Raw genomic sequence first — 26,539 nt, forward strand, 5'->3', positions numbered from 1 at the left:
AGTGAAACGTGCTTGCGAACGGAAAAATAAAATTGATTTGTGCCCATAGTGGCAGAAAAAAAATATGAAAAATAAATACAGAATATTAAAAATTGTTGTCACTGTAATTATCCTGGGATTGTTACTGAGCTTCTCATTGAGAAGATTCAGCCGTGAGCAGATTACGGACAATAAGATTTCTGTAAAAATGAGCGAGAAAACTCCGGTATATTTTGTTGACGAAAAAGACATCAGGGAAATTGTAAAAAAAGAAAATCCTTCAGGAAAAGTGGGAGATCTTAACATTCCTTCTTTGGAAAAAAAGATCAATTCCCTTCCGGCAGTAGACAGTGCCAATGTTTATCTGAACCTGAACGGAAAGCTCAATCTGGATATCAAACAGAGAGTGCCCGTTTTCAGATTAAATAAAGATGGAAAAGACTTTTATGTAGATGAAAAAGGAATTGAATTCCCTATTTCAAGAACCTATTCACACCCATGTATGCTGGTAACCGGAAGCGTACAGCCGGATGAATATGAAAAGCTGGCGGAACTGGTAGAAAAGATAGACAAAGATGATTTCAGTAAGAAATATTTTATCGGAATCTCTAAGAGTAAAGATAGCTATAGCCTTCTGACAAGTGAAGGAAACTACAGAGTAGAAATTGGAGACCTTGATAATATTGATTTTAAAGTAAAAGGATTTAAAACCTTTGTAGAAAAATACCTTGTGTATCAAGACCCTCAGAAATACAGCATGGTTTCTGTAAAATATCAGAATCAGATTGTCACTACTTTAAACCCCTATTTTAAAGAAAATGACAGTATTTTAAAGGCAGGAAAGATGGAATTGGCAAAAGTTCCTTCCCCAACAGCCGCTAAAAAGACGGAAGCTAAACCCAAAATAGCAGAGGTAAAAAAAAGTAACTCCACTTCGGTAAAACCGAAAGAGAGTACCAAACCGAAAGGACCAACAAAAGAAACTAAAAAAGTGGAAAAAAAGCCACCCGTCAAGGCGCAGTCCAAGCCTAAGGCAAAAGTAAAAATAGAATAAGTCCCTCAGGGCATTTAATACACAAATAGGAGCCTATCCTTATAGATAAAAAAGTAGAAAAAATCAAATCGATATAAAATGGAAAATCAAGAGTATTCAGTAGGTCTGGACATCGGGACAACGAAGATAGTCGCGATTGTCGGAAGAAGGAATGCACACGGGAAAATAGAAGTTCTCGGTGTAGGAAAAGCTAAAAGTCTTGGTGTTCATAAAGGTATTGTGAATAATATTTCACAAACTATTAATTCAATCAAGGCTGCAGTATCCGAAGCACAATCCAGTGCTGGAGTTCCTATCCGCAAAGTTACGGTAGGTATTGCAGGAAAACACATCCGTTCTCTGCAGCACTCCGATTATATTATGCGTGAACATCCTGATAAATTTATTACAGACGATGACATCGAAGCATTAAAAGATCAGGTAAAAAAGCTGGTTATGCTTCCTGGAGAAGAAATTATCCACGTACTTCCTCAAGAATATAAAGTGGATTCCGAGGGGGAAATTCAGGAACCTGTCGGAATGCATGGAAAACGTTTAGAAGCCAACTTCCACGTTGTAGTAGGGCAAATGGGCAGCATCAGAAATATTGCAAGATGCGTTCGTGAAGCCGGATTAGAAATGGAAGCCCTTACTTTAGAGCCATTGGCATCTTCAGAAGCTGTCCTTACAAAAGAAGAAAAAGAAGCTGGTGTAGCCATTGTTGACATTGGTGGTGGTACAACAGATATTGCGATCTTTAAAGATAATATCATCCGTCATACCTGTGTGATTCCATACGGAGGCGGAATTATTACCGAAGATATCAAAGAAGGCTGTTCCATCATAGAGAAACATGCAGAACAACTGAAAGTAAAGTTTGGTTCGGCTGTTCCCGAATTAGAAAAAGACAGTACTTTTGTAACCATTCCCGGGCTTCACGGAAGACCGGACAAAGAAATTTCTTTAAAAACTCTCGCACAGATCATCAACGCAAGAGTAGAAGAAGTTTTGGAAATGGTAAATACAGAACTGAAAGCTTACGGTGCTTTTGAACAAAAGAAAAAACTGATTGCCGGAATTGTTCTTACAGGTGGTGGTTCAAACCTTAAACACCTTCGTCAGCTGGCCAATTATACAACAGGTTTTGACAGCAGAATCGGTTTTGCGAATGAATATATCGCCAATGATAAAAATCAATATCTGAAAGGCCCTGAATTTGCTACCTCTATCGGATTACTGATGGAGAGTTTGAAGATCAGAGACAAAAAGCAGAATATTGACGAAGTTGTAGAAGTTGTTACAGAACAGCCAAAACCGGAAGTTACTGCAGCACAGACAGAAACTGTTCAACCTGTTCAGCATGCGACGCCCGTTCAGGAGCAGCAATCTGTTGAAAATGAAAGACAGGAGAATAGAAAGGCGAAATTAACCTTCGGGCAGTCGCTTATGGAAAAAGTAAAAAAATTCTTTGAAGAAGTAGAATAAATATAAATGATACAAGATTAATGGTTAATGATAGCTGGAAATAATTTAATATTTATTAATTTAATAACAAATATCATTCATCAATTATCATCTATCACTTATCAATTATTAAAAGTATAGTTATGGAAAATATAGGTACACAAGGATTTTCATTTGATTTGCCAAAAGGAAATTCATCCATCATAAAAGTAATCGGTGTAGGAGGCGGTGGAAACAACGCTTTGAAGCACATGTACGAGAAAGGAATTCACGGAGTTGATTTCGTGATTTGTAATACAGATGCTCAAACGTTAGATAATAACCCGGTAGCCAATAAAGTTCAGTTGGGAACTTCTATTACAGAAGGTCTTGGAGCTGGTGCCGATCCTGAAGTAGGAGAAAAATCAGCCATCGAAAGTATTGAAGATATCAAGGCTGCTATGGGCCAAAACACCAAGATGGTGTTTATCACTGCCGGAATGGGTGGTGGTACAGGTACCGGAGCCGCTCCTGTCATTGCAAAAGTAGCAAAAGACATGGGAATTCTTACCGTAGGTATTGTTACCGTTCCTTTCAGTTTTGAAGGGAAAAGAAGACTGGATCAGGCTGAAAATGGTCTTGATAAACTAAAAAATAATGTTGATTCATTAATTGTGATCAACAATGACAAGCTAAGACAGCAGTTTGGAAACCTTGGGTTCAAACAAGGGTTTTCAAAAGCCGATGAAGTTTTAGCCAATGCTGCTAAAGGTATGGCAGAAGTTATTACAGGTTACTTTGATGTAAACATTGACTTTAGAGATGCTAAATCTGTACTTCAGAATTCCGGTACTGCATTGATGTCTACTGGAACTGCTTCAGGTGAAAATAAGGCTGAAGAAGCTGTAAGAAAGGCCCTTGATTCTCCGTTATTGAATGATAATAAGATCACAGGTGCTAAAAACGTCCTGTTATTGATCAGAAGTGGTGCTGAAGAAGTTACTATGGATGAAATCGGTATCATCATGGACCACATCCAGAAAGAAGCAGGAAACACTGCAGATATCATTTTCGGGGTGGGTGCAGATGAAGAATTGGGAGATGCAGTAAGCGTTCTTGTCATCGCAACAGGATTCTCTAATGATAATAAGAAGTTTGCAGGACCTACAGAGAAAATCAGAATCAGTCTTAACGACAGTTTTGAATCTCCTAAAAATTCTCCTTTCAAAACAAGAGAAGAAAGAGAATCAACTCCTGAGGCAACGCATGATTTTGGAGGAAAAAACCTTTTCAGACTGGATGACGAAGACAATGACACTCCGTTCAATGTGACGTCTACTGAAAAAAAAATGATTATTGAAGAAGAGCAGCCGAGAACTGAAATAAAATTCTTTGATAAAGAGGAAGATACAGTAAATACTCCGGAACAAAGCTGGAGAAATGAAGAAGAAGGAGGAGAAGAATATAGCTTATTAGCTATTGATGAAGAACATGATGATCCTAACGATCTTGAGATCCAGTCTTTCTCATTTGATTTTGAAAACAAAAAAGAGGAACCACAATCCGGAACTCCATTCAACAATTCGTTTTCAAATGAAAAACCTGTTGAATTCAGTTTCTTTGTAAACGAGCCTATCAGAAATGAGCCTAATAGCGATTTTGGACAGCCTAAAGCTGAGTTTAATACTCCTACCAATGCTGCAGTAGCTGAACCAGCTCAAAAGATTGAAACGTTCTACCAGAAACAGGAAGAACCAAAGGTTGAAACAAGATCAACTTTTGAAAACAAAACAGAAATTGAAACTCCGAAAACTGAAGAATCAGAATTCACCTTCGTGAATAAAACGATTGATCAGGACAGAGTGATTGAAAGAAGAAATAAATTAAAAGAATTCAACTCCCGTTATCAAAATTTTGACAGCACAAGTGAGTTTGAATCTATTCCAGCTTTCAAAAGAAAAAATATTTCGATCGACGGAAACAATGCATCAGACCAGAATATCAACACTTACCTGTCTGATAACAATGGATCTATGCAGATCAGAGAAAACAGATTTTTAAATAAAGATGTAGACTAAAATTAATTTGAAAATGGAATAATTTGAGAATTTGAAAATTAACCAACTGGTAGATATTCGGTGTATTGGCTAATTATTTTAATTAATAATATAAAGCTCAATCATTTACCGATGTTTTATTATTTTCAAATTATTTCATTCTCAAATTCTCAAATTATAAACTTATGAGTTTAGAAAATACAATAAACGAAGCTATAAAAACAGCAATGAGAGCGAAAGACAAAGTAGCTTTGGACTCTCTGCGTGCTGTGAAATCTCAGATATTACTGCTTAAAACGGAAGCCATCGGAGCTGAAGTAACCGCAGAACAGGAAATTGCTATTCTTCAGAGAATGGTAAAACAACGTAAGGATTCTTACGACCAATTTACTGCACAGGGAAGAAATGATCTTGCAGAAGTAGAAGACGCTCAAATGAAAGTTATTGAGCAATTCTTACCTAAACAGCTTTCAGCTGAAGAATTAGAAACAGAAATGAAAAATATTATTTCTGAAACCGGAGCTGAATCTGTTAAAGATTTAGGGAAGGTAATGGGAGCTGCATCGAAAGCATTAGCCGGAAAATCAGACGGAAAAAGTATTTCCGAGATGGCTAAAAAGCTCCTTTCTTAATGGTGATTTGCGCTTGGACTTAGATTTATTTCAAAGCCCAAAAACGCTTCTCACTCCATAACTATAGGATATACAACCTTTGCATATCGATTTGATTAGAAGCCCGGAACTGTTCAGTTCCGGGCTTCACTTTCTTTGGATATTAAAGTTTGTTAATCAGTTTGATTCTAAACTGAAAGAGAATTAAGCTACTACCATATTTCAGAGAGTATTTAAGTGATTGATTGCTTGAGGGAAAGCTTCAAATGTTTTTTTCACGGTCGTTTGTTTTTCAGAATCATTTCAAATTTAATAATAATATTTTATTATTCCTAGCGTTAATTCACTTTTTTTAGAATATTATTACAATATTAATACTTGGTTAATTTTATATGACTAATCAATTGATAGTTTTTATATATTGAACAAACGCAAAGAATTGCTTAACTTTGTAGAGATAAAAAACAAAATATATGTATCCAACAGATTTAGTAATGCCTATGAAGGCAGAGCTTACAGATAAAGGTTTCCAGGATTTAACAACTCCTACTCAGGTAGAAGATGCTTTGAAGCAGTCCGGAACTACATTATTGGTCATCAACTCTGTATGTGGTTGTGCTGCAGGTGCTGCAAGACCAGGAGTAGTATACTCTTTAACAGGAGATAAAAAACCAGACCATTTAACTACTGTCTTTGCAGGATTTGATACTGAGGCTGTAACAGAAGCAAGAAAGCACCTTGCTCCATTCCCTCCAAGTTCTCCATGTGTAGCACTTTTCAAAGATGGTGAATTGGTTCACATGCTGGAAAGACACCACATTGAAGGAAACCCTGCAGGAGCTATCGCAGCTAACCTTCAGGCAGCATACGACGAATACTGCTAAGAAGCAATATATTAAATATCAAACCGTTACAAGTTTTGTAACGGTTTTTTTATTGAAATTATACCATTTTGCATACAGATCTTTAATTACTCAGTTGGGGAAAATCCGGTTATTTTCATATAATAAACATGACCTGGGTTATTATTTTCATAGTGTATTGCAAGTATACCACTACCGGCAGGGCTCTCTATAACTTTAAATTTATAATCAACACTTCCTCCTACTCCTGCATAATCACTGGTTGTTACAGTTACAGTATCAGTAAGGTTATTGGTAACTGTTGCAGTGGGTCCCTCAGAACTGGTAGTAATAACATATAGTACTGGCTGACCTTGGCTGTTTAAAGATGCTGTCATAGTAAATATTTCCCCTGTATTTCCCCAATATGCCTGCCCCAAGCTAACTGTAAAAAGCGCACCTGGCTTTAAGTCTTGCAAAATGGCAGGACCAGTCAGTCCCGGACCAGCATTCCATTCTGGAGAGATATATGCCCGAACTGGATTATTACGCCAGCTGGCAACACCATTATTATCAGACATCAGAACTTTATTATTTCCCTGTGTTCCGTCTTTGAGCTGTAATCCACCAGCTGTTGTACCGTTATCTATAATCAGCTTGGAATTTCCTCCACCTGCAGGTACTGTATTCGTACCAATCAGCACCTGCTGGGTGCTGGTGGTTCTCATCGCTTCAATATTGTTGGTTTTGGTAATAAGATCAACATTATCTGTAGTTCCTATAAAATTAGTTCCGGCAGCTGTTCCCGAATTTCCGGTAAGCTTCCAGTAGTCATTGGGTACGCTAGTGGACGTAATAACTCTCTGCCATACAATCCCATCAAAATAATAGTATCCTATTGATGTAATATTTGCTCTGGGCCCAGCTGTATCACCTCCGGTAATATCTGTAATATATACCAAAGCTCCGGTTTGTGTAGCTGTATATAGGGTTCCTTTACCTGTAAGCTCGGCGCGGGTAAGACGTGGAGCCTGTAAACCATCTGCATCTGCAGTACCTAGCTTAGCTTTAACATCCAAAGTCGTGGCAGGAGCAGTAGTATTAATTCCCACCTGAGAATAAGCAAGCCCGGATATGAGCGCTGCAATTAAAGATTTTTTCATAGTATCTGTAGTTTAAAGTTAGCTAATTAAGTTGGTGGGTTATTTAATCCCTTCATTTACTAGTTTTACTAAGTCCTATTTTTAAATCAATTAATTATGAGAATATTTTAAAATCATTATTTACTAACCAATTGAATGTAACAAACTTAGACCAGTACGTCAACATATCCTATGGGTATTTCACATAATTATTAGCAAATTTTCAAAAACAAACTACCATTCGAAGGCAAAAACAGTGACTCAACCTTTTTCCTTTCATACATTAAATTGTTGATAATATCACAGGACCATTTACTGAGAAATTGAGTAATCAGAAGTAATCATTTCTTTTTAAAACTAAAAGACTATAGAATTTTTATTGAAGACTAAAAAAAAATTTTCTGAAAATTCAAATATCATTATATTTGTTGAAATGGCAACCAAAGCACTTTTCAATACCGTAGTTAACTGGTTCATCCGTCAAAGGATTGACCAGATACAGAATTTCATGGACCATCCTATTGAAACCCAAAAAGGTATACTCTTTTCTCAGCTGTTTCATGCGGAGGATACGGAATATGGCAAACTATACGGATTCAATTCTATCTCCAGTTATCAGGATTTTAAAAACAAAGTTCCTATAGTTACGTATGAAGAAATGGAACCTTTTATTGAAAAGGCAAGACAGGGGCATAAAGATGTAAGCTGGCCTGGTCTCATTAAACATTTTGCCAAATCATCCGGTACCACAAATGCTAAAAGCAAGTTCATTCCGATCTCTGCCGAAAGCCTTGAATACTGCCATATGAAAGCCGGAAAGGATATGGTTTCCATTTATGCCAACAACCATCCCGAAAACCAGCTTTTTAATTATAAAAACTTACGTTTAGGCGGAAGCTCCGAGCTGTATGCTGATTTCAATACAAAATTTGGAGATTTATCTGCTATTCTCATTGATAATCTTCCTTTTTGGGTAGAAATTACCACCACTCCGAGTAAGAAAGTTTCTTTGATGGGAGAATGGGAAAGTAAGCTTAAAGCGATCACTTCCGAAGTAAAGAATGAAGATGTAGGAAGTATCCTGGGAGTACCCAGCTGGATGATGGTTCTTCTGCAAAGAGTATTAAAGGAAACCAATGTAGGAAGTATTTCTGAGCTGTGGCCTAATTTAGAGGTGTTTTTTCACGGTGGAATCAGCTTTAAGCCCTACCGGGAGCAATTCAGGCAGATCATCGGAAAAAACATCAATTACTACGAAATTTACAATGCTTCCGAAGGGTTCTTCGGGATCCAGGACAGATCAGACAGTGATGAGATGCTTCTGATGCTGGATTATGGAATATTCTATGAATTCATCCCGATGGATCAGTTTCATTTTTCAAATCCTAAGGTTGTAAGTCTGGAAGATGTGGAGATAGGAAAAAATTACGCAATGGTGATTACCACCAATGGAGGACTGTGGAGATATCTGATTGGCGATACCGTTGTCTTTACCTCGATCAATCCTTTCAGAATAAAAATAACGGGAAGAACTAAACATTATATCAATGCTTTTGGGGAAGAACTGATGATTACCAATGTGGAATCTGCTCTCTCAAAGGCCTGTGAAGCAACGGGTGCACAAATCACGGATTTTACAGGGGCTCCTGTATTTATGAAGGGAAATGAAGGAGGTGCCCACGAATGGATTTTTGAATTCAGTCAGCATCCTGATAATCTGGATCACTTTATTGATGCTTTTGATAAGCATTTAAAGACCATCAATTCAGACTATGAAGCGAAAAGATACAACAATATGACTCTTAAAAGGCCGATTGTGCATATCGCCAAAGAAAACTTGTTCTATCACTGGCTGGAAGCAAAAGGAAAGCTAGGCGGACAAAATAAAGTACCAAGGTTAAGCAATGACAGAGAGTATATTGATCCATTGCTGGAAATGAATAAATAAAGTTTATTTTAAAACGCAAAGAATTAGTAATTCGGATGTTTTATTTAAGAGGGCTAAGAATATTGCAGCTTCGCAGCTTATGAAGCGTAGTGGCTATACGTAAGCTTAGTTAGAATCAATCTATTGATTCAATCTTCGCTCCCTCAAATTATTACAGTATCAAAATAGAAACTTTGCGCTAAAAAAGCTATTCACAGATAATAAATAAAAGCCGTAATTCTATTGAACTACGGCTTCTTTATTTATTTGCTTAAATCTTCTTTCACTTTTTTCGCAGCTTCTTCTACTTTCGAAGCTCCTTTTTTAGCGGCTTCTTTTGCATCTTGCCCTACTTTGTTAGCTTCAGCTTTGATATCCTGCCCTGCTTTATTAAGATCTTGTTTTGTCTTATCTGCCGTGGCATCAATTTTATCTTTTGCCTTCTGAGCGGCATCGTCAATCTTGTTACCAGCTTCATCTACTTTAGCTTTCACATCTTCTTTTGCATTGTTGATTTTCGCAGTATCCACAACGTTAGGTGTTTCTGTGGTGGTAGTTGTGGTTGTGGTAGTAGATCCGTCAGGGTTTTCTACCTGTTCTGTTTTTGTAGTTGATTTTGTACATGCTACAGTGAACACAGAGATCACTATTGCGGCAATAATTTGCTTTTTCATATTGTATATTGTTTAATGGTAATTTAAAATTATTCTGTTTTGGTTTCCTGAGTAACTGGTTTTTCTGCTGTCTTCAGCTTCTTTTCAGCGTCTGCTTTTTTCTTTTCCTCTTCCTGTTTTGCTTTGTTTTCCTTTTCAAGTTCTGCTTTAAGCTTATTTTCTTCATCCTGAAGCTTTTTAGCCTGTTTTACTGAATCAAGATACTGAGGAGAAGACATTCTTATTTTTCGTGCAATATCCACTGAAACAGCTCCTGTAGAAAAGGAGTCAATAGCAGTGGTATCATAACGTACTCTCACTTCCTGTTCAGCCCCAAAACCCGGAGATTCTTTCTTGGAACATGCAGTAAAAAGAACGGTAAAAACAAAAATCGCAGCCAGTAAATTTTTCATGGAACTAATTTAGCAGAAATTCTGCAATTACAGGATAGTGATCCGATAATTTCACAGATTGGTCTACTTTATAGCTTAAAGGAATGATTGATTTTGAAGTGAAGATATAATCAATTCTTAAAGGAACTTTATAATCATGAAAACTGCTAGCACTACCCTTTCCTGCTACTAAGAATGCATCCTGAAGATCTTTTCCAAGATTATAATACTCGTATGAATTCGGAACAGAATTAAAATCTCCTGCCAGAATAACAGGATAAGGAGATAAATCTATCATTTTTCTGATTCTTTTTACCTGATCTTCATGAGCCTGGAATGTAGGAGTCATATGAGAAAGTAATGTTGAAACATTTCCCAACCCTAATTTATCAAGTTTCGTAAACATCGATTTATGAAGTCTGAAGGGTTCAAGATATACATTAATAATTCTGATTACTTTTCCATTGATGTCTATATCAGCATAGAATGAATTTCCGCGGGCTTTCTCATCAATAAGTTCCGCTTGTCTTACAATTTTATGCTTAGTTTTAAGAATAACCGACGGATATTTTATAAGATCACGTTTTATAACACGATTTGTATCTTTTTCCTGTACCAGAATAATATCTGCATCCTGTGCTTTAATATAGTCTTTTACTTTATCCCAGCCATATTCTCCATATTTCACATTAAAGGTCAATACTTTAATATCCCGTATTGTTTTTAAATTTTCTGTTTTGGGAGAAAAGTTCACCCATCGTCTGATTGGATTATAGAAAATAAGTGTACCCAATGCAAAAGCTATAGCAATTTTTTCTTTTTTTAAGATCCAGATCAGTGTAAGAATCAAGTGTGACAGAATCAGATAAGGAAAACCAAGAGACAGAAGATTCAGGTTGCCTAAAATATTGGGTGGAATCCATGCATTCCCCAATGTGCATAACAGCAAAACAGCAACAACGATATGTATAAATAGTAATATCTGGTTCGACTTCATGAAAAAACGGTCTTGGTACGGTTTTCTTTCAACAAAAATCCTACCAAGCAGATAATTTTAACTATTTTTATGATTATTTGCTCTCCGTAGAAAACTTAACTGTGACAGGATAATGATCTGAAATACTTACAGAACGGTCAACTTTATAAGATATTGCCTTTAAAGTTTTTGAAGAAAAAATATAATCGATTCTAATGGGGAATTTATAGTCGTGAAAACTGGTTGCACTTCCTTTTCCTGCGTTCACAAAAGCGTCTTCAAGCCCGTCTGATAAATGATAATATTCGTAAGAATTGGGTACAGAATTAAAATCGCCCGCTAGAATTACAGGATAAGGAGAATTATCAATGGCCTCACGAATGAGCGCCACCTGATCCTGATGTTTTTTAAAAGTAGGAATCAGTCTTTTAACAACATCTTTTATTTTTTGTTCATCGGTATCGGTATTTCCATTAAGTCTCACCATATCTTTTTGAAAGCGAAAAGGATTGAGATAGACATCAATGAACCTGTAGGTCTTGCCTTTAATTTCTATATCCGCCATCACACCAGGAATTCTTACCTCTTCATCTTGTGGATCAATAATCTGCTGTTTAATGATTTTATGCCTGGTCAGAATTGTTAAGCCTCCCCCGGGATTTGCTTTTTGATAGCCTTCAAATTGATATTTAATACCCGCATCCTCCTGCAAAAGAAGAACATCTGCATTCTGAGATTTCAGGTAGGGTTCGAGCTCTTTGTTTCCTATTCTGCCAGCTCTGGTATTGAAAGAAACCACTTTTATTTCAGAATCTCCACTTTTAGAAGAAGAATAGTTAACCCAACGTTTTACAGGATTTATAAACGCTAACCCTGCAAACATAAACACAAACGCCCTTTTTTTCCAGCTAAATACCCAGAAAACCGTTAGAATCACATATACTATAATAAGCACAGGAAAACCTAAGGAAAGCAGATTAAACCAAGGGAAAACCTTTGGTGGAACATAAGCGTTCAATAAAGTACCCAACAGTAGAAATAAAATTCCCAGATGGACAATCAATACTATAAGTCGGAAAATCTTCACAATGCTATTTTAGTTGAATCTGTACAAATGTTTCTTCCAAATTCTTGCCAGCAGCCATCCAACCAAAGCTCCTCCAACATGGGCAAGGTGAGCAATACCTCCTCCGTTTCCGGAAACCCCAAGGTATATAGACCCAACAACAATAATAGGCAACAAATATTTTACTTTAATCGGAACCGGAATAAACATAATTCCAATTTTAGAATCAGGATATAATGTTGCAAATGCTGCTACTACTCCGAAAATAGCTCCGGAAGCTCCAACCATTGGAGTTGTTAAAATATCTGTTAAACTTTTCAGCAATTCCTTTTGTTTGAGAACTGAACCTGTATTTCCTGCAAACTCAACGCTTGCGCCGGACAGATATGCATTTACATTAAATCCTAGTTGTTCCAATTCCCTGGAGAACTGCTGAACTTCCACAAAATTCCATGCATTAAAAAGAAAAAACGCCCCAAGGCCACTTGCAAAGTACAAAATCAAATACTTTTTGTCTCCTAATGTCTGTTCCAGAATAGGTCCAAAGCTAAAGAGCGTCATCATATTAAATAAAATATGCATAATACTTCCATGCATAAACATATGGGTAATAATCTGCCATGAATGGAAAAAGGGAGAAAAAGGATAAAAGGCAGCAAGATACTCGACCATCTTATTTCCAATTAGATAAGTTATAATGAAAATTATAACATTGATTATTATAATATTCCTTGTAATTGGCGGTATATTGTTAAACATAATTTTTTAAAATTTGTTTTTAAAGTCATTAAACGGAACTTCATAAAAGCATCGTTTGCCGTCCGGCAAAAATTCCGGGAAGCCTAATGCTGTAAAGTCTTTAATCAGCTGTTCCGCATCTTTTTTATAAATAAAGTCGAATCTTGACTTCGACTGCATTTTATTCCATTGGTTGTGGTAATACTGCAAAAATTCTTCTTCAGTCTTGTAGTCCAGGATCTCAAAAAGGTTTTCCAAAAATTTCATGGCCTGGGTTTCTTTCAGTCCTTCAGGAAGTGAATCTATACGAAGTACACTTTCATGAGCAATTTTCATGTCAAACCCTAATTCCGGAAGATATTTTTTTATCGAATTGTATTTTGTCTTTTCAATCTCATTCATATGGTATTCCAGAGAGAAAAGAAGGGCATGACTGTTTGTATTTGATTTTCTGGTAGATTTATTTCCTTCAGAAACCAAAAGTCTGTGCATTCTTCCCAAATCCAGCATTAATGTGACATCTCCTTTATTGAAAAGCCAATAACCATTGGGAAGTCTCATTAAATCTTCGTCAAAATCTTCATCTTCAAAGAGGTTAATCTTTGATGGTTCTGCTGTAATATTCTGATGATACATTTCCGTAAGATTCTGAATTTCTTCCGGATGTACTACATTTTTTTCTTCCAGAAACGGATTATAGTCTTTATCTACAATAATTTCCGGCATTTTGAAAACACCTCCGCTGGTTCCGCCCCCATTTCCTTTGCTGGGAATCGGTTTATTCATCATTTCATCCAATTCCGGATCTCTGTCGAAATCTAGGCTTGGAGAAACATTATAAATTCCTAAAGATCTTTTTATGGTTGAACGAAGCAAAGCAAAAATAAGATGCTCGTCTTCAAATTTCACTTCCGTTTTCTGTGGGTGGATATTGACATCTATTTTCTCCGGATCAAGTTCCAGGAAAAGAAAAAACGACGGTACATATCCTGGTTGAAGCAGTCCTTCAAATGCTTCCTGTACTGCTTTATTGAAGTATGGGCTTCTGAAATATCTTCCATTGACAAAAAGGAACTGCTCCCCTCTTGCTTTCTTAGCTCCTTCAGGCTTGGCAACAAAACCATGAAGCTTACACCAGATAATATCTTCTTTAATGGGAATTAAAAGCGGCTGAAGCTTTCTTCCGAAAACATCTACGATACGCTGCATCTGGCTCCCTTTTCTCAGTCTGAAAACCGCTTCATCATCATGGAAGAGAGAAAACTCAAGGTTCTCATGAGCTAGTGCAACACGCTGAAATTCATCAATGACGTGTCTGAATTCAATATTATTATTTTTCAAAAACTTCCTTCTTGCAGGAACGTTATAGAAAAGATTTTTAACCAAAAAGTTTGATCCGTCTGCTGTCTGAACCGGGTCCTGAAACTGGAAAACACCTCCTTCAATATAGATATTAGTCCCGATGGAAGTATCTTTTTGTTTCGTTCTGAGCTCCACCTGGGAAACGGCTGCAATAGAAGCCAGAGCTTCACCACGGAAGCCTTTTGTGGCAATCTTAAAGATATCTTCTGTTCCTTTGATTTTGGAGGTAGCATGTCTTTCAAACGCCATGCGGGCATCTGTCTCAGACATTCCTTTTCCGTCGTCTACCACCTGAATAAGGTTTTTTCCGGCATCTCTGATGATCAATTCAATTTTCGTTGCATCGGCATCAATAGCATTTTCCAAAAGTTCTTTCACGATGGATGCAGGCCGCTGCACCACCTCTCCTGCTGCAATTTGGTTGGCTACATGATCCGGTAAAAGCTGAATAATATCTGACATAAAAACGTAAATCAACTTACAAAAATAGTTAATGAAAACGGGAATTAAAATACTAAAATCGTGATTTAATATTTAATTATCAACATTTTTACGTATTTATCCCCAACTGATTTTTTTAATGTTTGTAATGAAGGGGGTTAGCAAGTTGATAAGTCTGATCAGGAAACTTTCATTTCAACCATCAGAAAAATAGGGCAAAAAATAACATAAACGTTTATATGAAAGATCAATTTTCATAAAAACACCCCTATTTCATAACAAAATAAGGGCATTTACAGCTAGTTTATACAAAAAATTAATAGTGTGTTTTCTATTTTAATCCTCAAAGACCAGTTTTCTTTTCTTTTCTCTTTTAGGAATTCCATGGATTTTTTCATACAGATAAGCAAAAATATTAGGCTTTCTGTAAATCCTGTTATATCTATACTTCGTGTTGAAGTGACGGATATGAATTTTATAAGCATCGTACCCGATGACAATCAGAAGACATATACTGATGACATAGAAGACTCTGAACTCCAGATAGTAGTATGTCAGCCCTGAAAATACAGCTCCCATTACATAGGCAAGCATAATACTCATCAGAAGTTTGGCCCTACCAATCAACTCTCCGTTTCTTCTGTATTTTTTCTGTGTAAACATCGATGCCAGAATTCCTAAATCGGTGGTTGTTCCGGTAAGGTGGGTAGTTTTCACAGAGAAGTTGGAGATACTTGCCGTTAATCCGTTTTGAAGTCCGGTAGCAAAAAGCATCAATGCAACCAAATATTCTGTTTCTTCTAATGTTTTCTGATAATAAAACTGCCCGTACACTCCTACAAAAAGAAGACATATGATTTCCAACACAATGGGCGTGGAATGGGCAAAATATTTACTTTTTTTATTAAAATTGATGACAATAAAGTTGGACAGAAAGCTTCCGAAGAAGAACAAAAAAATCCATCCTCCCACAACTCCTACCTGCGTCCAGTTTCCTTTACTGATTTCTGCCGCCAAAATTGCGTAGTGTCCCGTTACGTTCGACGTAAAAGAGAGAAATATTAATAGGGATGCGATGTTTATAGTACCTGCCGTGAAGGCAGTCAGCGTCCCCAACCTGATATTGTCTCCCAGTGTCCTGCTGTTACTATAATTCCTTAACATTTTTAATCGTTTTTAAATTGTGTTTAATCTTTAGACCTCTACAAAGATCTCTGCCAGCCTTCCTCTTTCCGGAAGTTTTTCTCTTACTTCAACAGTAATTTCATAAGACTTCAGCTCTTTGCATTTTTTGATATAAGGAATCAGATCGAATTTGCCTTTTCCTTTGCTTTTGATAGATGGAGAATAGTAGGCTTCCTCAATATTTTCCGCCTTTACGTACTGGTTGAAGGTTCTTTGGAAACTTCCTGTAAAGACATCACAGATGATTTTATTAACCAGGTGAGGATATTTATTACTGATAATTCCAAAGGCATCGCAGAATTCTGTAGGTCTGATTTTATTGAAAACAGATGTTTTGGTGCTGAACAAAAGATCTCTGATAGAATCTCCGGAATCATACCCGGAAGTCAGGAGGATATTATATTGATTCTGATCTTCTGCTGCATCTTTCTCTTTAAGTACTTTTTTCAATATATTCAATGACTCAAGAGAGTAATCTGTTGCAATTAAAATTGTTTTAGTCATGTTCTTATTATTTTGTATTGTGTTTATCTTTTTTGATGATACAAAACTAGAACGACCAAATTAGAAGATCTTTGGAACGGAATTAAAATGTGATTAAAGAGATTAAAATGAGATTAGAAAATTGTTAAGGGGAATTAATATTGGAAAAAACAAAAATCAAAAAAAGGAAATAACAGATTGTTTTTCAGAACAAAACAAATCAAAAAAGGTAGAAAAATGCTAAAATAGTGATTCTTATTTGTCTATTACTTCGCCTTTCTGCATCATGCTATAGAAATTCGGGAACTTCATCTGTACCGTTGTACCCTGATTCTCGTGCGAGCTTACAATCAGTTCACCGTGATGCATTCTTACGATATTTCTCGCCAATGGAAGTCCGATTCCGTAGCCTTCGTAATTATTGGTATTAGAAGCTCTGAAGAACGGATCATAGATTTTGTTCATTTCCACTTCCGGAATTCCGATACCATTATCTTTTACAATGATGTACACATCCGAATTGGTAGCTCCCAGGGAGACTTTAACCTGCTGGAAATTAGAATATTTACAGCCATTACTGATGATATTGGCCACCGCAAGATGCAATAACTGTTCATTCCCCTGTACCTTTAGTTTTTTCGGATTATCGGGAAGCATACTGATATCCAGATAGATATTATTTCGGGAATCAATTCTTCTGAGAGTTTCAATAACGTCCCAAAGCAGCTGATCAATTCTTACCTTATCCATTTTCTGGATTTTCCCATCGAATCCGGTTTGGGCAATCATTAATAAAGCTTTGATCTTTTTATCCAGCTTTTCGGCCTCATCTAGAATGATTCCCAGGGTTTCTTTATATTCTTCCGCTGTTCTGCTGATGGAAAGAGCAACATCGGCTTCTCCCATAATAGAGGTAAGCGGAGTTCTCAATTCGTGGGAAACATTTCCGATCAGGTGATTCTGGGTTTCAAAAGAGGTTTCAATACGGTTGAGCATATCATTAAAGGTATCCACCAGCTCGTTAAGTTCCTTATTATCGGGCTGAGATTCAAGTCTTAAGTGAAGGTTTTCAGAACTGATTTCCTTTACCTTTCCAGTGATTTTTAAGATCGGTCTGAATAAAGTTTTAGACAGATAAAAAGAGAAAATCATACTAAAGAACAGAGACAGAACGATACAGGTAAGCAATGTTCGCTTTAAAAAGCCCAGATAATAAACGACATAATGATTTTTTGCAGAGGCGATTGCAATATAATCTTTATCATCATATTTAAAACTCTGTCCTATATAATAGAATTCTTCATCATTATAATTGGACTCTCCTTCTTTGATAATATTTTTAAAGAAATAGGCAGGAATATGTACTTCCTGAGATATTTTTTTGAAATTGGAATCTGTAGGAACGGCAAAAACATAGTCTTTTTCCATCGGAAGCTCTTCATCATTCAGGCTGCTGAGAACATAATTTTCCGGAAGGTCGAGATGATCTTTGCTTTTTTCGATCTGAACAATTGTTGCTGTTCTGATCTTCAGCAGCTCATAAAACCTCTGGTGCGAAAAATTTACAATAGAAAAGTATACCAAACCACTGAACAGCAAAATGATGGCGGTAAAAACCAACATCAAAAGTACCATCGTTTTGGTCTGATTTGTAATGACTCTGTTAAACATTCATTATGTTTTTTTCAATACATACCCCATTCCAATCACGGTATGAATCAGCTTATTATCATCCTGGCTATCCAGTTTTTTTCTTAAATAATTTACATAAACATCTACCACATTGGTTCCCAGCTCGTAATTTACGCCCCAAACTGCATCCAGAATTTCTGCTCTTGAAATTACTTTTTCAGGGTTATTCAGGAAATACAGCAAAAGTTTATATTCTGTAGAAGTAAGGGAAATATCTTCACCTGCGCGGGTTACTTTTTTGGTGTAGTCATTCACCATCAGATCCGAAAACTGAAAAACGTGTTCATTATCCGGCTCCGGTTCAGCGATTTCCTGTGGACTGTTGTTATTGCTTCTCCTTAGCAAAGATTTCACACGGGCTACCAGTTCAATGAATTTAAAAGGTTTCACCAGATAATCATCTCCGCCACTTTCTAATCCGAGAACAATGTTTTCAGAAGTTCCCAAAGCAGTCAGAAACAGAATCGGAACACTTTGATTTGTTTTTCTTATTTCTTTACATACGTCCAGACCATTCATTTCCGGAAGCATAATGTCTAAAATTACCAGATCGAACTCATTAGCCTGCACCAGCTGCACTCCTGTACGCCCGTCAAAAGCAACAGAAATTTCATATCCATTTTCCTGAAGTCCTTTTTTAATAAAGGATACTACACTGGTTTCGTCTTCGATAAGAATAATTTTTTTCATAAATGAAATAAGGAGTTTTACAAAAATAGGGAAATTTTCCTGGGATGGGCAAACCTGGAACAGAGAAAGAAAAGGGATGCTAGAAGATGGGAACCTATTACAAACGTTTTATGATTCAGTTCAGATGGATTAGATTTAACGCAAAATCCGCAAGGAATTTTTCAATATAAAATTATAGAATGATCGCAAGGGCGTTTCACTATGCAATGATCGCATTCTTAGCTGAACGAAGTGCCCTCGCGATCAAAAATAAAAACAGCATAATTAATAAACTTCCCAACTTGGTGTTTTTTATTTTTCCACTTTTGTATCACTTTACCTTTTTGTGAATTCCTCTTTTTACCATACAACCTATATAGAATAATATTACCTTTGTTTTGAATATAATGGTGAAAAAATAATCAGGTTAAATTGCACACAGTATGAATGACTTTTTAATAGGTATCGGCAAGAGATTAAAGGATATTAGAAAAAAGAATAATTTAACCATTAATGAACTGGCTTTCAAAGCCAATGTGAGTAACGGTCTTGTTTCAAGGATTGAAAACGGAAGAACAATTCCTTCGCTTCCTGTTTTATTAGATTTAATCCAATCGCTGGAGATTGATGCCAGTTATTTTTTTGAAGGGGTTGAGAAAAAATCCAATGCCAAATTCATTTATGTTCCGAAAGAAAGCCAGCAAGTCATTGAAAAAGAAGTAGAAGCTGAGGGATTCAAGTATATGCATATCTTCAGCAAGAGTCTTCATTCTTTAGGTTTTGAAGCCGTGCTGCTAACTCTCGAGCCCAATTCTAAAAGAGAAAAAGTCATTACGGATGCCTGGGAATTCAAATATATTCTGAAAGGAGAAGTAAAATACGTAATTGATAATGAAGAAATTATTCTTAAAGAAGGCGATTCTCTATATTTCAACGGGAAGTTTCCTCACGTTCCAGTAAGCATTAGTAATGAAAGCTGTGTGATGCTTGTCCTTTATTTTTATACGGCTTAATTTTTTTTTAACGCAAAGTTTTTATTATTTTGCTTTTGTCATTCTGACGAAGGAAGAATCTCTTATTTGCATTCAATAACTTGAGATTCTTCATTACCTTTCATTTCATTCAGAATGACAATTGTGATGTAGACCCACACAAAAGTTTACAAATATGCAACTTTCGATTTCCCATTTTCTTCCAAGATGAACGAAATATGAACTAAAACAAGCCTTTTTAAAGCAGGTTTCTATTCCTTATATTCTTGGGAAACATTTGCTAAAAACATTGAAACAGCTACTTCAGACCCTCTTTTATAAAATTTTCAAAGGTTAACGTCAATTGGTTTTAAAGTAAAAATTGCGTAACAAACATGGTTTATTTGTTAAACAATACTTAACACAAAATATTTATATATATTAAAATTATTGGCGTGATTTGCATAAAAAATTTAATATATGTAAAAATGAAAACAAAATTAGAGAAATTACTTACCCTTGTTTTTGTCTGTTTCATTGTCTTTGTTTCAGCGCAAAAACAGTTAATTATAGGAACTGTTCTTGACGACAGCCAGCCTCTCCCCGGGGCCACAGTCAAAATAAAAGGCTTATCTAAAAATATAACAACTGATATTGAAGGAAAATTTACCATCAGCGATATTAAAGAAGGCCAGTACATAATACAAATCAGCTACATCGGATATGAATCTTCAGATATCAATATAGATCTGAAACCAGAGCAAACGGTTGACCTAGGAATTATCAAACTATCCCAACCCAGAAAAAATATTGATGAAGTAGTAGTTACCGGAACATTAAAAAATACAGAAGCGAGAGCTTTAAACCTTCAGAAAAATGCCATCAACATCACCAATGTGATTGCCTCAGACGGAATCGGAAAGCTGCCGGACAGAAATGCAGCAGAGACTGTACAGCGTGTGCAGGGAGTTTCGATTGAAAGGGATCAGGGAGAAGGAAGATTTGTTTCCCTGAGAGGACTTCCGCCATTCTGGGCATCCACAACCATCAATGGAAACAGACTGCCCACGGCAGAGGAAGAAACTACTTCCAGAGCAACAGCATTCGACTTCTTTCCTACGGAACTGATCTCTTATGTACATGTAAACAAGTCTTTTACCCCAGATATTGAAGCTGACGGAATAGGCGGTGGTGTCAATTTTATCACCAAAACTCCACCGATGAAAACAGAATTCAAAGCTACTGTAGGAAGCGGTTATAACGCAAAGTCTGACAAAGGAGTTTACAACCTTGGATTTTTATATGGAGGAAGAACGAAGGATAAAAAATTCGGGTATTTATTCAACTTTGCGCATTTCATAAGAAACTGGTCTACAGATAATTTTGAGGCAAGAAGAAGTGGTGACGAAGGGGTTTTCAGACTGGAACTTCGTGATTATAATGGGGTTAGAAAAACAACAGGAATCAATGCTGCTTTTGAATATGTACTCTCTCCAAAGACGACTTTCTATTTAAAGGGAATGTATGGGACTTTATCGGATGACGAAACACATTATAAGCATAGAATCCGATTTGATAAATTCAGCAGTACCAATAATACAGCAAGAGTGGAACTTCAGAATATCCATAATTTACTGATAACGGAACTTACTTCTGTTTCTTTGGGTGCTGTTCATAATTTAAACAAAGGAAAAATCGACTGGGATTTATCGTATTATGACAACAAATTCAAGTACGGAAATATCCCTGATAAGCAGAACAATTCTTACTATGTCATCAAGTACACCCAATCTGGCGTAGGCATCAATCCTGATTATATTTCAAATCATGGAAATGGTCCGAGAGCTTATTGGAAAGCTGATGGCGGGAAATTAGATTATAAAAATCCGGATGCTTTATTCGGTTTCTACAGTGATCCGAACTTTAAAATGGATGCTTCCCAGATGAGATTTACAGATCTTGAATTTTATAAAGTCTTTGTAGAGGAAAAGGATAAAATCGTAGCTGCTTTTAACCATGAGATCAATGCATCTGATAAACTGACTTTGAAATATGGCTTTAAATACCGAGATAAAGAACGTAATGCAAGATTCTCTGATATTTTCTACAACTGGAGCAGCGGAACAGCGCCTCTTCTGTCAGATTATTCTCAATACATCACGACACAGCCCAACGGACCGAAATATTTAAGTGAAATGAATGCCCACATCGGCAATACTTTTGGCCCGGTACTTTCAACCGCAGGAATGAACCAGTTTTGGTATGACAACCAAGGAAATTTAAAAATCAATACTGCTGATTCTGAAGCATTGGAATACAATAAAGCATTAGGAAGAAACTTTGATGTGTTTGAAAAACATGCGGATGCTTACGGAATGGCAACCTATAAACTGAATGATAAAATCATCATTTTAGGAGGAATCAGATTATCAAATACGAATACCAAAGTAAGAGGATACAGTGTGAATGATAACGTCCTGACACCGGTAGAAAATACTAAAAACTATCTGGCTGTTCTTCCGATGATTCACTTAAAATATACGTTAAACGATAAAACCAATCTTCGTTTTGCTGCAACAAGAACTTTTTCCAGACCGAATTTTGGTGATCTGACACCGGGAGGAACTTATATTGAAGCAGATAACGAGTTCAAAGGGGGAAATCCGAATCTTAATCCTACCTATTCTTTGAATTTTGACCTGATGGGAGAATATTATTTTTCCAATGTAGGAATTCTGAGTGGCGGTGTTTTCTATAAATCAATTACAGATCCCATTTTCCAGGATTCTTTTATCGGAAATTATAACGGAATCAATGGCGTACAGTTTACAGCTCCTAATAACGGAAAAGCAGCATGGCTGGGAGGAGTTGAGTTGGGAATTAATAAAAGATTTGACTTCCTTCCAGGGTTTTTACAATACTTTGGAGTACAATTGAATGCCACATTCATGACTTCCGAAATGGAAAAGCCAAGTGGAAGAACGGTAGCACTTCCCTACCAGGCCAAAGAGTTGTACAATGCGCAACTTTTCTTTGAGAAAAAAGGATTCAATGCAAGACTGGCTTATAACTACAAAGGAAAGTATGCTGTAGAATATGCAGAAGAAGATATCAATGATTCTTATTATGGTAAATACAGCAATCTGGATTTCGGAGGTTCTTATCAATTTACCAAATACCTGACTTTGTATGCGGATGTGAACAATATTCTGAACAAACCGCTAATCTATCACTTCGGAAAAAGCGAAGACCGTCCGGAACAGGTGGAATATTATGGGGTACGATTCAATCTTGGAATAAAACTGAACTTCTAAACCATTACCATGGCCAGAACCATCAATAAAAAAACACTGGTAACACTGAAGGCCGCTTTTGCTGCTTTCGGTGTTTACTTCTGCATGTACGGTTTCAGAAAACCTTTTACCGTAGCTTCTTTCGAGGGACTTTCCTATTTCGGGGTAGATTATAAGATTCTGATTATCATTGCCCAGGCTGTAGGATATTTCATCTCAAAATTCATTGGGATCAAATTTATTTCGGAACTAAAACCTCAGAAGAGAATCACTTATCTCTTCACTTTCATTGCTGTTGCTGAGCTTGCTCTGTTAGGATTTGCAATCGTTCCTGCTCCTTACAATATTCTGTTTATGTTTATAAACGGTATTCCGTTGGGAATGATCTGGGGAATTGTTTTCTCTTATATTGAAGGACGAAAAACCACAGAAATCATCGGACTATTTTTATGTTCAAGCTTTGTGGTGTCTTCAGGATTTACAAAATCTGTAGGGAAATTTCTGATGGATACTTTCTCGGTTACAGAATTTTGGATGCCGTTTGCTGCCGGACTTATTTTCATAATTCCATTGATTCTTTTCGGGCTATTGCTTGAAAGGATTCCCAAACCTTCGGAAGAGGATATTTTGCTTAAAAACAAGAGACAACCATTGAATGGTAAAGAAAGAAAAGCCCTGATCCAACAGTTTTTTGTTCCAATTGTGTGCATCATATTTTTATATATCAGTTTAACCGTTTTAAGGGATTTCAGAGATAATTTTAATCGTGAGATCTGGGACGGACTGAATTTTACTTTCGACAGCTCTATTTTCACTTTAACGGAAATTCCCATCGCCGTAATGGTTCTGCTGATTTTAAGCTTTATGGTAAAAGTCAAAAACAATAAAAAAGCGTTTGCCTATTATCATTACATTCTTTTTGCGGGAATTCTTACGGTAGGGCTTTCTACGTATCTGTTTCAGCAAGGTTCTCTGTCGCCTTTTTTATGGATGACGGTTTCAGGTTTTGGAATGTACATCTGTTATATTCCTTTCAATGGAATTTATTTTGACCGCATGATTGCCGCTTTTGAAATCAAGGGAAATGTAGGTTTTCTGATCTATATTGTAGATTCCTTCGGTTATCTGGGAAGTGTTCTGATTCTTTTGTATAAAAACTTCGGTTCAGCTCAGACTTCCTGGTTACATTTTTATATTAACTTAAATTATATCATCACCATAGCGGTTTTTATTCTTTCGGTGATTGCTTTTCTGGCATTCAGAAAAAAGTCAAAACCAAAATCTAAATCTAATCAATTCATCAATTTCGATACGTCGAAAATTTTATAAACTATAGTACAATGACAACAAAATTTGATTTACTCGTTGTAGGAGGTGGAATTTTAGGTACATTCCACGCTTATCATGCGCTGAAGAAAAATCTTAAGGTAGCTTTACTGGAAAGAAACTCTGTTCCTCAGGGTGCTACGGTAAGAAATTTCGGACAGGTAGTACCTTCCGGAATGGATCTTAAATGGCAGAACTACGGGAGGGAAAGCCTTGCAATATACAATGAACTTCATGATCAGGCAGACCTTACCATCAGACAAAACGGATCAGTATATATTGCTTCAAATGACGAAGAGCTTCAATTGATTGAAGAACTTTATGAAATCAACAGAAATAATGATTATGAATCTGTTTTATTATCTAAAAACGACTGCATCAAGAAATTTGACGGACTGCGTTCCGACTATTGCAAAGGAGGTTTGTTTTTCCCACAGGAACTTTCTGTAGATTCTGCAGATATGATTGTAAAGCTTCACAAGCTGCTTCAGGAAAAAATGGGACTACAGATTTTTTACAATACAACCGTACTGGAAACCCATGAAGATGATCAGAAATGTACAGCGGTAACTGCAGATGGAACGGAATTTAACGCTTCCAAAATCATAATCTGCGGTGGACACGAGTTCAAAACTTTATATCCTAAAGTATTCAATGACAGTGATCTTGAAGTAAGTAAACTGCAGATGCTTCAGACCAAACCACAGGGAATTTATTCGCTTCAGGGAAATATCCTTACAGGGCTTTCTGTGAGAAGGTATGAATCTTTCAGTGAGTGCCCTTCTTTTCAGAAAATCAAGGCTTTAGAAGATCCTAATTCGTTTGAAAAGAAATATGGAGTTCATATTTTATTCAAACAGGCCCTTGATGGTTCCGTAATCATAGGAGATTCTCACGAATATGCAGATGCTAAAAACGCTGATGATTTGGGATATGATCTTAATATGGAGATTGATGAATTCATGATTCTTGAGGCTAAAAAAATTATTGATCTTCCTACCTATGAAATTCAGAGACGATGGTTCGGGATCTATTCTCAATGCAAAACGAAAGATATTTTTGAGCATAGCCCATCTGCCAATATTCATATTGTAACGGGTATCGGAGGAAAAGGAATGACGGGAAGCGGTGGCTTTTCTAAATTTAATATTGAAAAAATTTACGCATAAAATTCAAATGAAAAATATAGAATTACTCGTTCTGGATATGGCCGGAACAACAATTGATGAGGATAATGTAGTTTACAAAACGCTTACCAACGCTGTGAATGATTACGGCTATGCGGTAAGTCTGGAAAAAGTATTATCCAGCTGTGCCGGAATGGAAAAACTGGAAGCCATCACAAGTCTTTTAAAAGAAATTAATGGGAACGAAGAGGATGCTCCTGCTATTTTTGAGAATTTTTCTGACCAGCTGAAAGAATCTTATCAAAATCTGGATGTAAAACCCATCAACGGAACGGAAAATTTCTTATTGAATATGAAAGCTCAAAACAAGAAAATTGTTTTAAATACAGGCTATACCTCAGAAATTGCCCATCAGCTTTTAGATAAACTCAACTGGAAAGAAAGTATTCATTTTGATGCTTTGATTACTGCAGATGATGTTTCAGAAAGTCGTCCAAGCCCTGAAATGATCCAACTTGCCATGAAGAAATTCAATATTACTGAAGCAAGTAAAGTTTTAAAGGCTGGTGATTCTGTTATTGATATTGAAGAGGGAAAAAATGCAGGCTGTGGATTAACAGTAGCCGTACTTTCCGGAGCTCAGAGTAAATCAGAACTGGAAAAAGCAGCTCCCGATTATATTCTGAATACCATTTCTGAAGCTGAAGGAATCCTTTAATCCATTTTTTCAGGTTATTTTTAAATACTTCTTGACACAAATGTTTCCATGGTTTTTCTTTTGGAAATGTTTGTGTTTTTACCACCCCGTCAAATTTCCAATTTGACAAAAGTTGCTGTAAAAGTCTAATAATTTGGCTTTTGTCATTGACTACGTCGAATCTTCGATTTCTGACGAAGGAAGAATCTTATTGATCTTCAAATACATGAGATTCTTCGCTACATTGCAGAACTTCGTTCGCAGACCTTCAGTCTGTGTTCAGAATGACACTTTTGAAGCAGCCTCGATATAGTACATCCAATTGAAGATTTTAAAAAGCTTTTTGAGTGAACTTTTTAATTATCAATTAATTAACTTTCAGTTCACGAATGTTTACAAATAGTAAACTAATTTTACAATAGTTAAAAATAAAT

Annotated in this window: 23 protein-coding genes; 12 read left to right on the forward strand and 11 right to left on the reverse strand. The window is 36.4% G+C overall.

Translation table 11 applies throughout. From position 1 onward, the window contains the following. Positions 1-64 precede the first annotated feature (64 nt). The 5 genes from NK356_RS18435 (at position 65) to NK356_RS18455 (ending at position 6,007) form a co-directional block, all read left to right on the forward strand. Positions 65-1,033 (forward strand): cell division protein FtsQ/DivIB, encoded by a 969-nt coding sequence (locus tag NK356_RS18435; RefSeq protein WP_253317684.1) that lies wholly within the window; start codon positions 65-67, stop codon positions 1,031-1,033. 78 nt (positions 1,034-1,111) lie between these two features. Next, the gene (gene ftsA, locus NK356_RS18440) at positions 1,112-2,497 is read left to right on the forward strand and encodes a cell division protein FtsA (protein ID WP_034693905.1); all 1,386 of its coding nucleotides are present in this window, start codon (positions 1,112-1,114) and stop codon (positions 2,495-2,497) included. 122 nt (positions 2,498-2,619) lie between these two features. Further along, positions 2,620-4,533 carry a cell division protein FtsZ gene (ftsZ, locus tag NK356_RS18445; RefSeq protein WP_253317685.1) on the forward strand — a complete coding sequence of 638 codons (1,914 nt, stop codon included), beginning with the start codon at positions 2,620-2,622 and terminating at the stop codon, positions 4,531-4,533. Positions 4,534-4,697: 164 nt separating this feature from the next. Further along, a complete protein-coding gene (locus NK356_RS18450; RefSeq protein ID WP_253317686.1) occupies positions 4,698-5,144 on the forward strand; it encodes a GatB/YqeY domain-containing protein in 447 nt (148 codons plus the stop codon). Positions 5,145-5,596: 452 nt separating this feature from the next. Then, positions 5,597-6,007 (forward strand): BrxA/BrxB family bacilliredoxin, encoded by a 411-nt coding sequence (locus tag NK356_RS18455; RefSeq protein ID WP_034693910.1) that lies wholly within the window; start codon positions 5,597-5,599, stop codon positions 6,005-6,007. A gap of 86 nt (positions 6,008-6,093) precedes the next feature. On the opposite strand, the gene NK356_RS18460 is transcribed toward NK356_RS18455, so the two are convergent. Beyond that, positions 6,094-7,128 (reverse strand): hypothetical protein, encoded by a 1,035-nt coding sequence (locus NK356_RS18460; protein ID WP_034693912.1) that lies wholly within the window; start codon positions 7,126-7,128, stop codon positions 6,094-6,096. Positions 7,129-7,540: 412 nt separating this feature from the next. Between NK356_RS18460 and NK356_RS18465 the strand changes: the two genes are divergently transcribed. After that, a complete protein-coding gene (locus NK356_RS18465; RefSeq protein ID WP_034694213.1) occupies positions 7,541-9,055 on the forward strand; it encodes a GH3 auxin-responsive promoter family protein in 1,515 nt (504 codons plus the stop codon). Positions 9,056-9,297: 242 nt separating this feature from the next. Here NK356_RS18465 and NK356_RS18470 read toward each other — a convergent pair whose 3' ends face one another. The 10 genes from NK356_RS18470 to NK356_RS18515 form a co-directional block, all read right to left on the reverse strand. Continuing rightward, positions 9,298-9,708 (reverse strand): hypothetical protein, encoded by a 411-nt coding sequence (locus NK356_RS18470; RefSeq protein WP_034693915.1) that lies wholly within the window; start codon positions 9,706-9,708, stop codon positions 9,298-9,300. Between the two features lie 29 nt (positions 9,709-9,737). Then, on the reverse strand, positions 9,738-10,100 hold the full coding sequence (locus NK356_RS18475) for a hypothetical protein (protein ID WP_034693917.1): 363 nt from the start codon (positions 10,098-10,100) through the stop codon (positions 9,738-9,740). Positions 10,101-10,104: 4 nt separating this feature from the next. Next, positions 10,105-11,076 (reverse strand): endonuclease/exonuclease/phosphatase family protein, encoded by a 972-nt coding sequence (locus NK356_RS18480; RefSeq protein WP_034693920.1) that lies wholly within the window; start codon positions 11,074-11,076, stop codon positions 10,105-10,107. Between the two features lie 73 nt (positions 11,077-11,149). After that, positions 11,150-12,142: an endonuclease/exonuclease/phosphatase family protein gene (locus NK356_RS18485; protein WP_253317687.1), complete on the reverse strand. Its 993-nt coding sequence runs from the start codon at positions 12,140-12,142 to the stop codon at positions 11,150-11,152. A 9-nt stretch (positions 12,143-12,151) separates the two neighbouring features. Continuing rightward, positions 12,152-12,880, reverse strand: coding sequence for a rhomboid family intramembrane serine protease (locus NK356_RS18490; protein ID WP_034693924.1), 729 nt, complete (start codon positions 12,878-12,880; stop codon positions 12,152-12,154). 6 nt (positions 12,881-12,886) lie between these two features. Next, a complete protein-coding gene (gene mutL, locus NK356_RS18495) occupies positions 12,887-14,683 on the reverse strand; it encodes a DNA mismatch repair endonuclease MutL (protein WP_034693926.1) in 1,797 nt (598 codons plus the stop codon). A gap of 315 nt (positions 14,684-14,998) precedes the next feature. Beyond that, positions 14,999-15,826, reverse strand: a complete 828-nt coding sequence (locus tag NK356_RS18500) for a YoaK family protein (protein ID WP_034693928.1) — start codon at positions 15,824-15,826, stop codon at positions 14,999-15,001. A gap of 30 nt (positions 15,827-15,856) precedes the next feature. Then, entirely contained in the window at positions 15,857-16,351 is a 495-nt protein-coding gene (locus NK356_RS18505) for a hypothetical protein (protein ID WP_034693930.1), read from the reverse strand. 234 nt (positions 16,352-16,585) lie between these two features. Continuing rightward, on the reverse strand, positions 16,586-18,001 hold the full coding sequence (locus NK356_RS18510) for a HAMP domain-containing sensor histidine kinase (protein WP_253317688.1): 1,416 nt from the start codon (positions 17,999-18,001) through the stop codon (positions 16,586-16,588). A 3-nt stretch (positions 18,002-18,004) separates the two neighbouring features. Then, positions 18,005-18,712 (reverse strand): response regulator transcription factor, encoded by a 708-nt coding sequence (locus NK356_RS18515; RefSeq protein ID WP_034693934.1) that lies wholly within the window; start codon positions 18,710-18,712, stop codon positions 18,005-18,007. Positions 18,713-19,134: 422 nt separating this feature from the next. Here NK356_RS18515 and NK356_RS18520 point away from each other — a divergent pair, with 422 nt between their 5' ends. The 6 genes from NK356_RS18520 (at position 19,135) to NK356_RS18545 (ending at position 26,418) form a co-directional block, all read left to right on the forward strand. Continuing rightward, entirely contained in the window at positions 19,135-19,704 is a 570-nt protein-coding gene (locus NK356_RS18520) for a helix-turn-helix domain-containing protein (RefSeq protein WP_034693936.1), read from the forward strand. Positions 19,705-20,150: 446 nt separating this feature from the next. Further along, positions 20,151-22,976 carry a TonB-dependent receptor gene (locus NK356_RS18525; protein ID WP_253317689.1) on the forward strand — a complete coding sequence of 942 codons (2,826 nt, stop codon included), beginning with the start codon at positions 20,151-20,153 and terminating at the stop codon, positions 22,974-22,976. 9 nt (positions 22,977-22,985) lie between these two features. Then, entirely contained in the window at positions 22,986-24,284 is a 1,299-nt protein-coding gene (locus tag NK356_RS18530; RefSeq protein WP_253317690.1) for a DUF5690 family protein, read from the forward strand. 11 nt (positions 24,285-24,295) lie between these two features. Continuing rightward, positions 24,296-25,450 (forward strand): TIGR03364 family FAD-dependent oxidoreductase, encoded by a 1,155-nt coding sequence (locus NK356_RS18535; protein WP_253317691.1) that lies wholly within the window; start codon positions 24,296-24,298, stop codon positions 25,448-25,450. A gap of 7 nt (positions 25,451-25,457) precedes the next feature. Further along, the gene (locus NK356_RS18540) at positions 25,458-26,126 is read left to right on the forward strand and encodes an HAD-IA family hydrolase (protein WP_034694215.1); all 669 of its coding nucleotides are present in this window, start codon (positions 25,458-25,460) and stop codon (positions 26,124-26,126) included. A gap of 133 nt (positions 26,127-26,259) precedes the next feature. After that, positions 26,260-26,418, forward strand: a complete 159-nt coding sequence (locus NK356_RS18545) for a hypothetical protein (RefSeq protein ID WP_253317692.1) — start codon at positions 26,260-26,262, stop codon at positions 26,416-26,418. The last annotated feature ends 121 nt before the right edge of the window (positions 26,419-26,539 follow it).

This window comes from Chryseobacterium sp. S0630 (genome assembly GCF_024158915.1).
Taxonomy (GTDB): Bacteria; Bacteroidota; Bacteroidia; order Flavobacteriales; family Weeksellaceae; genus Chryseobacterium.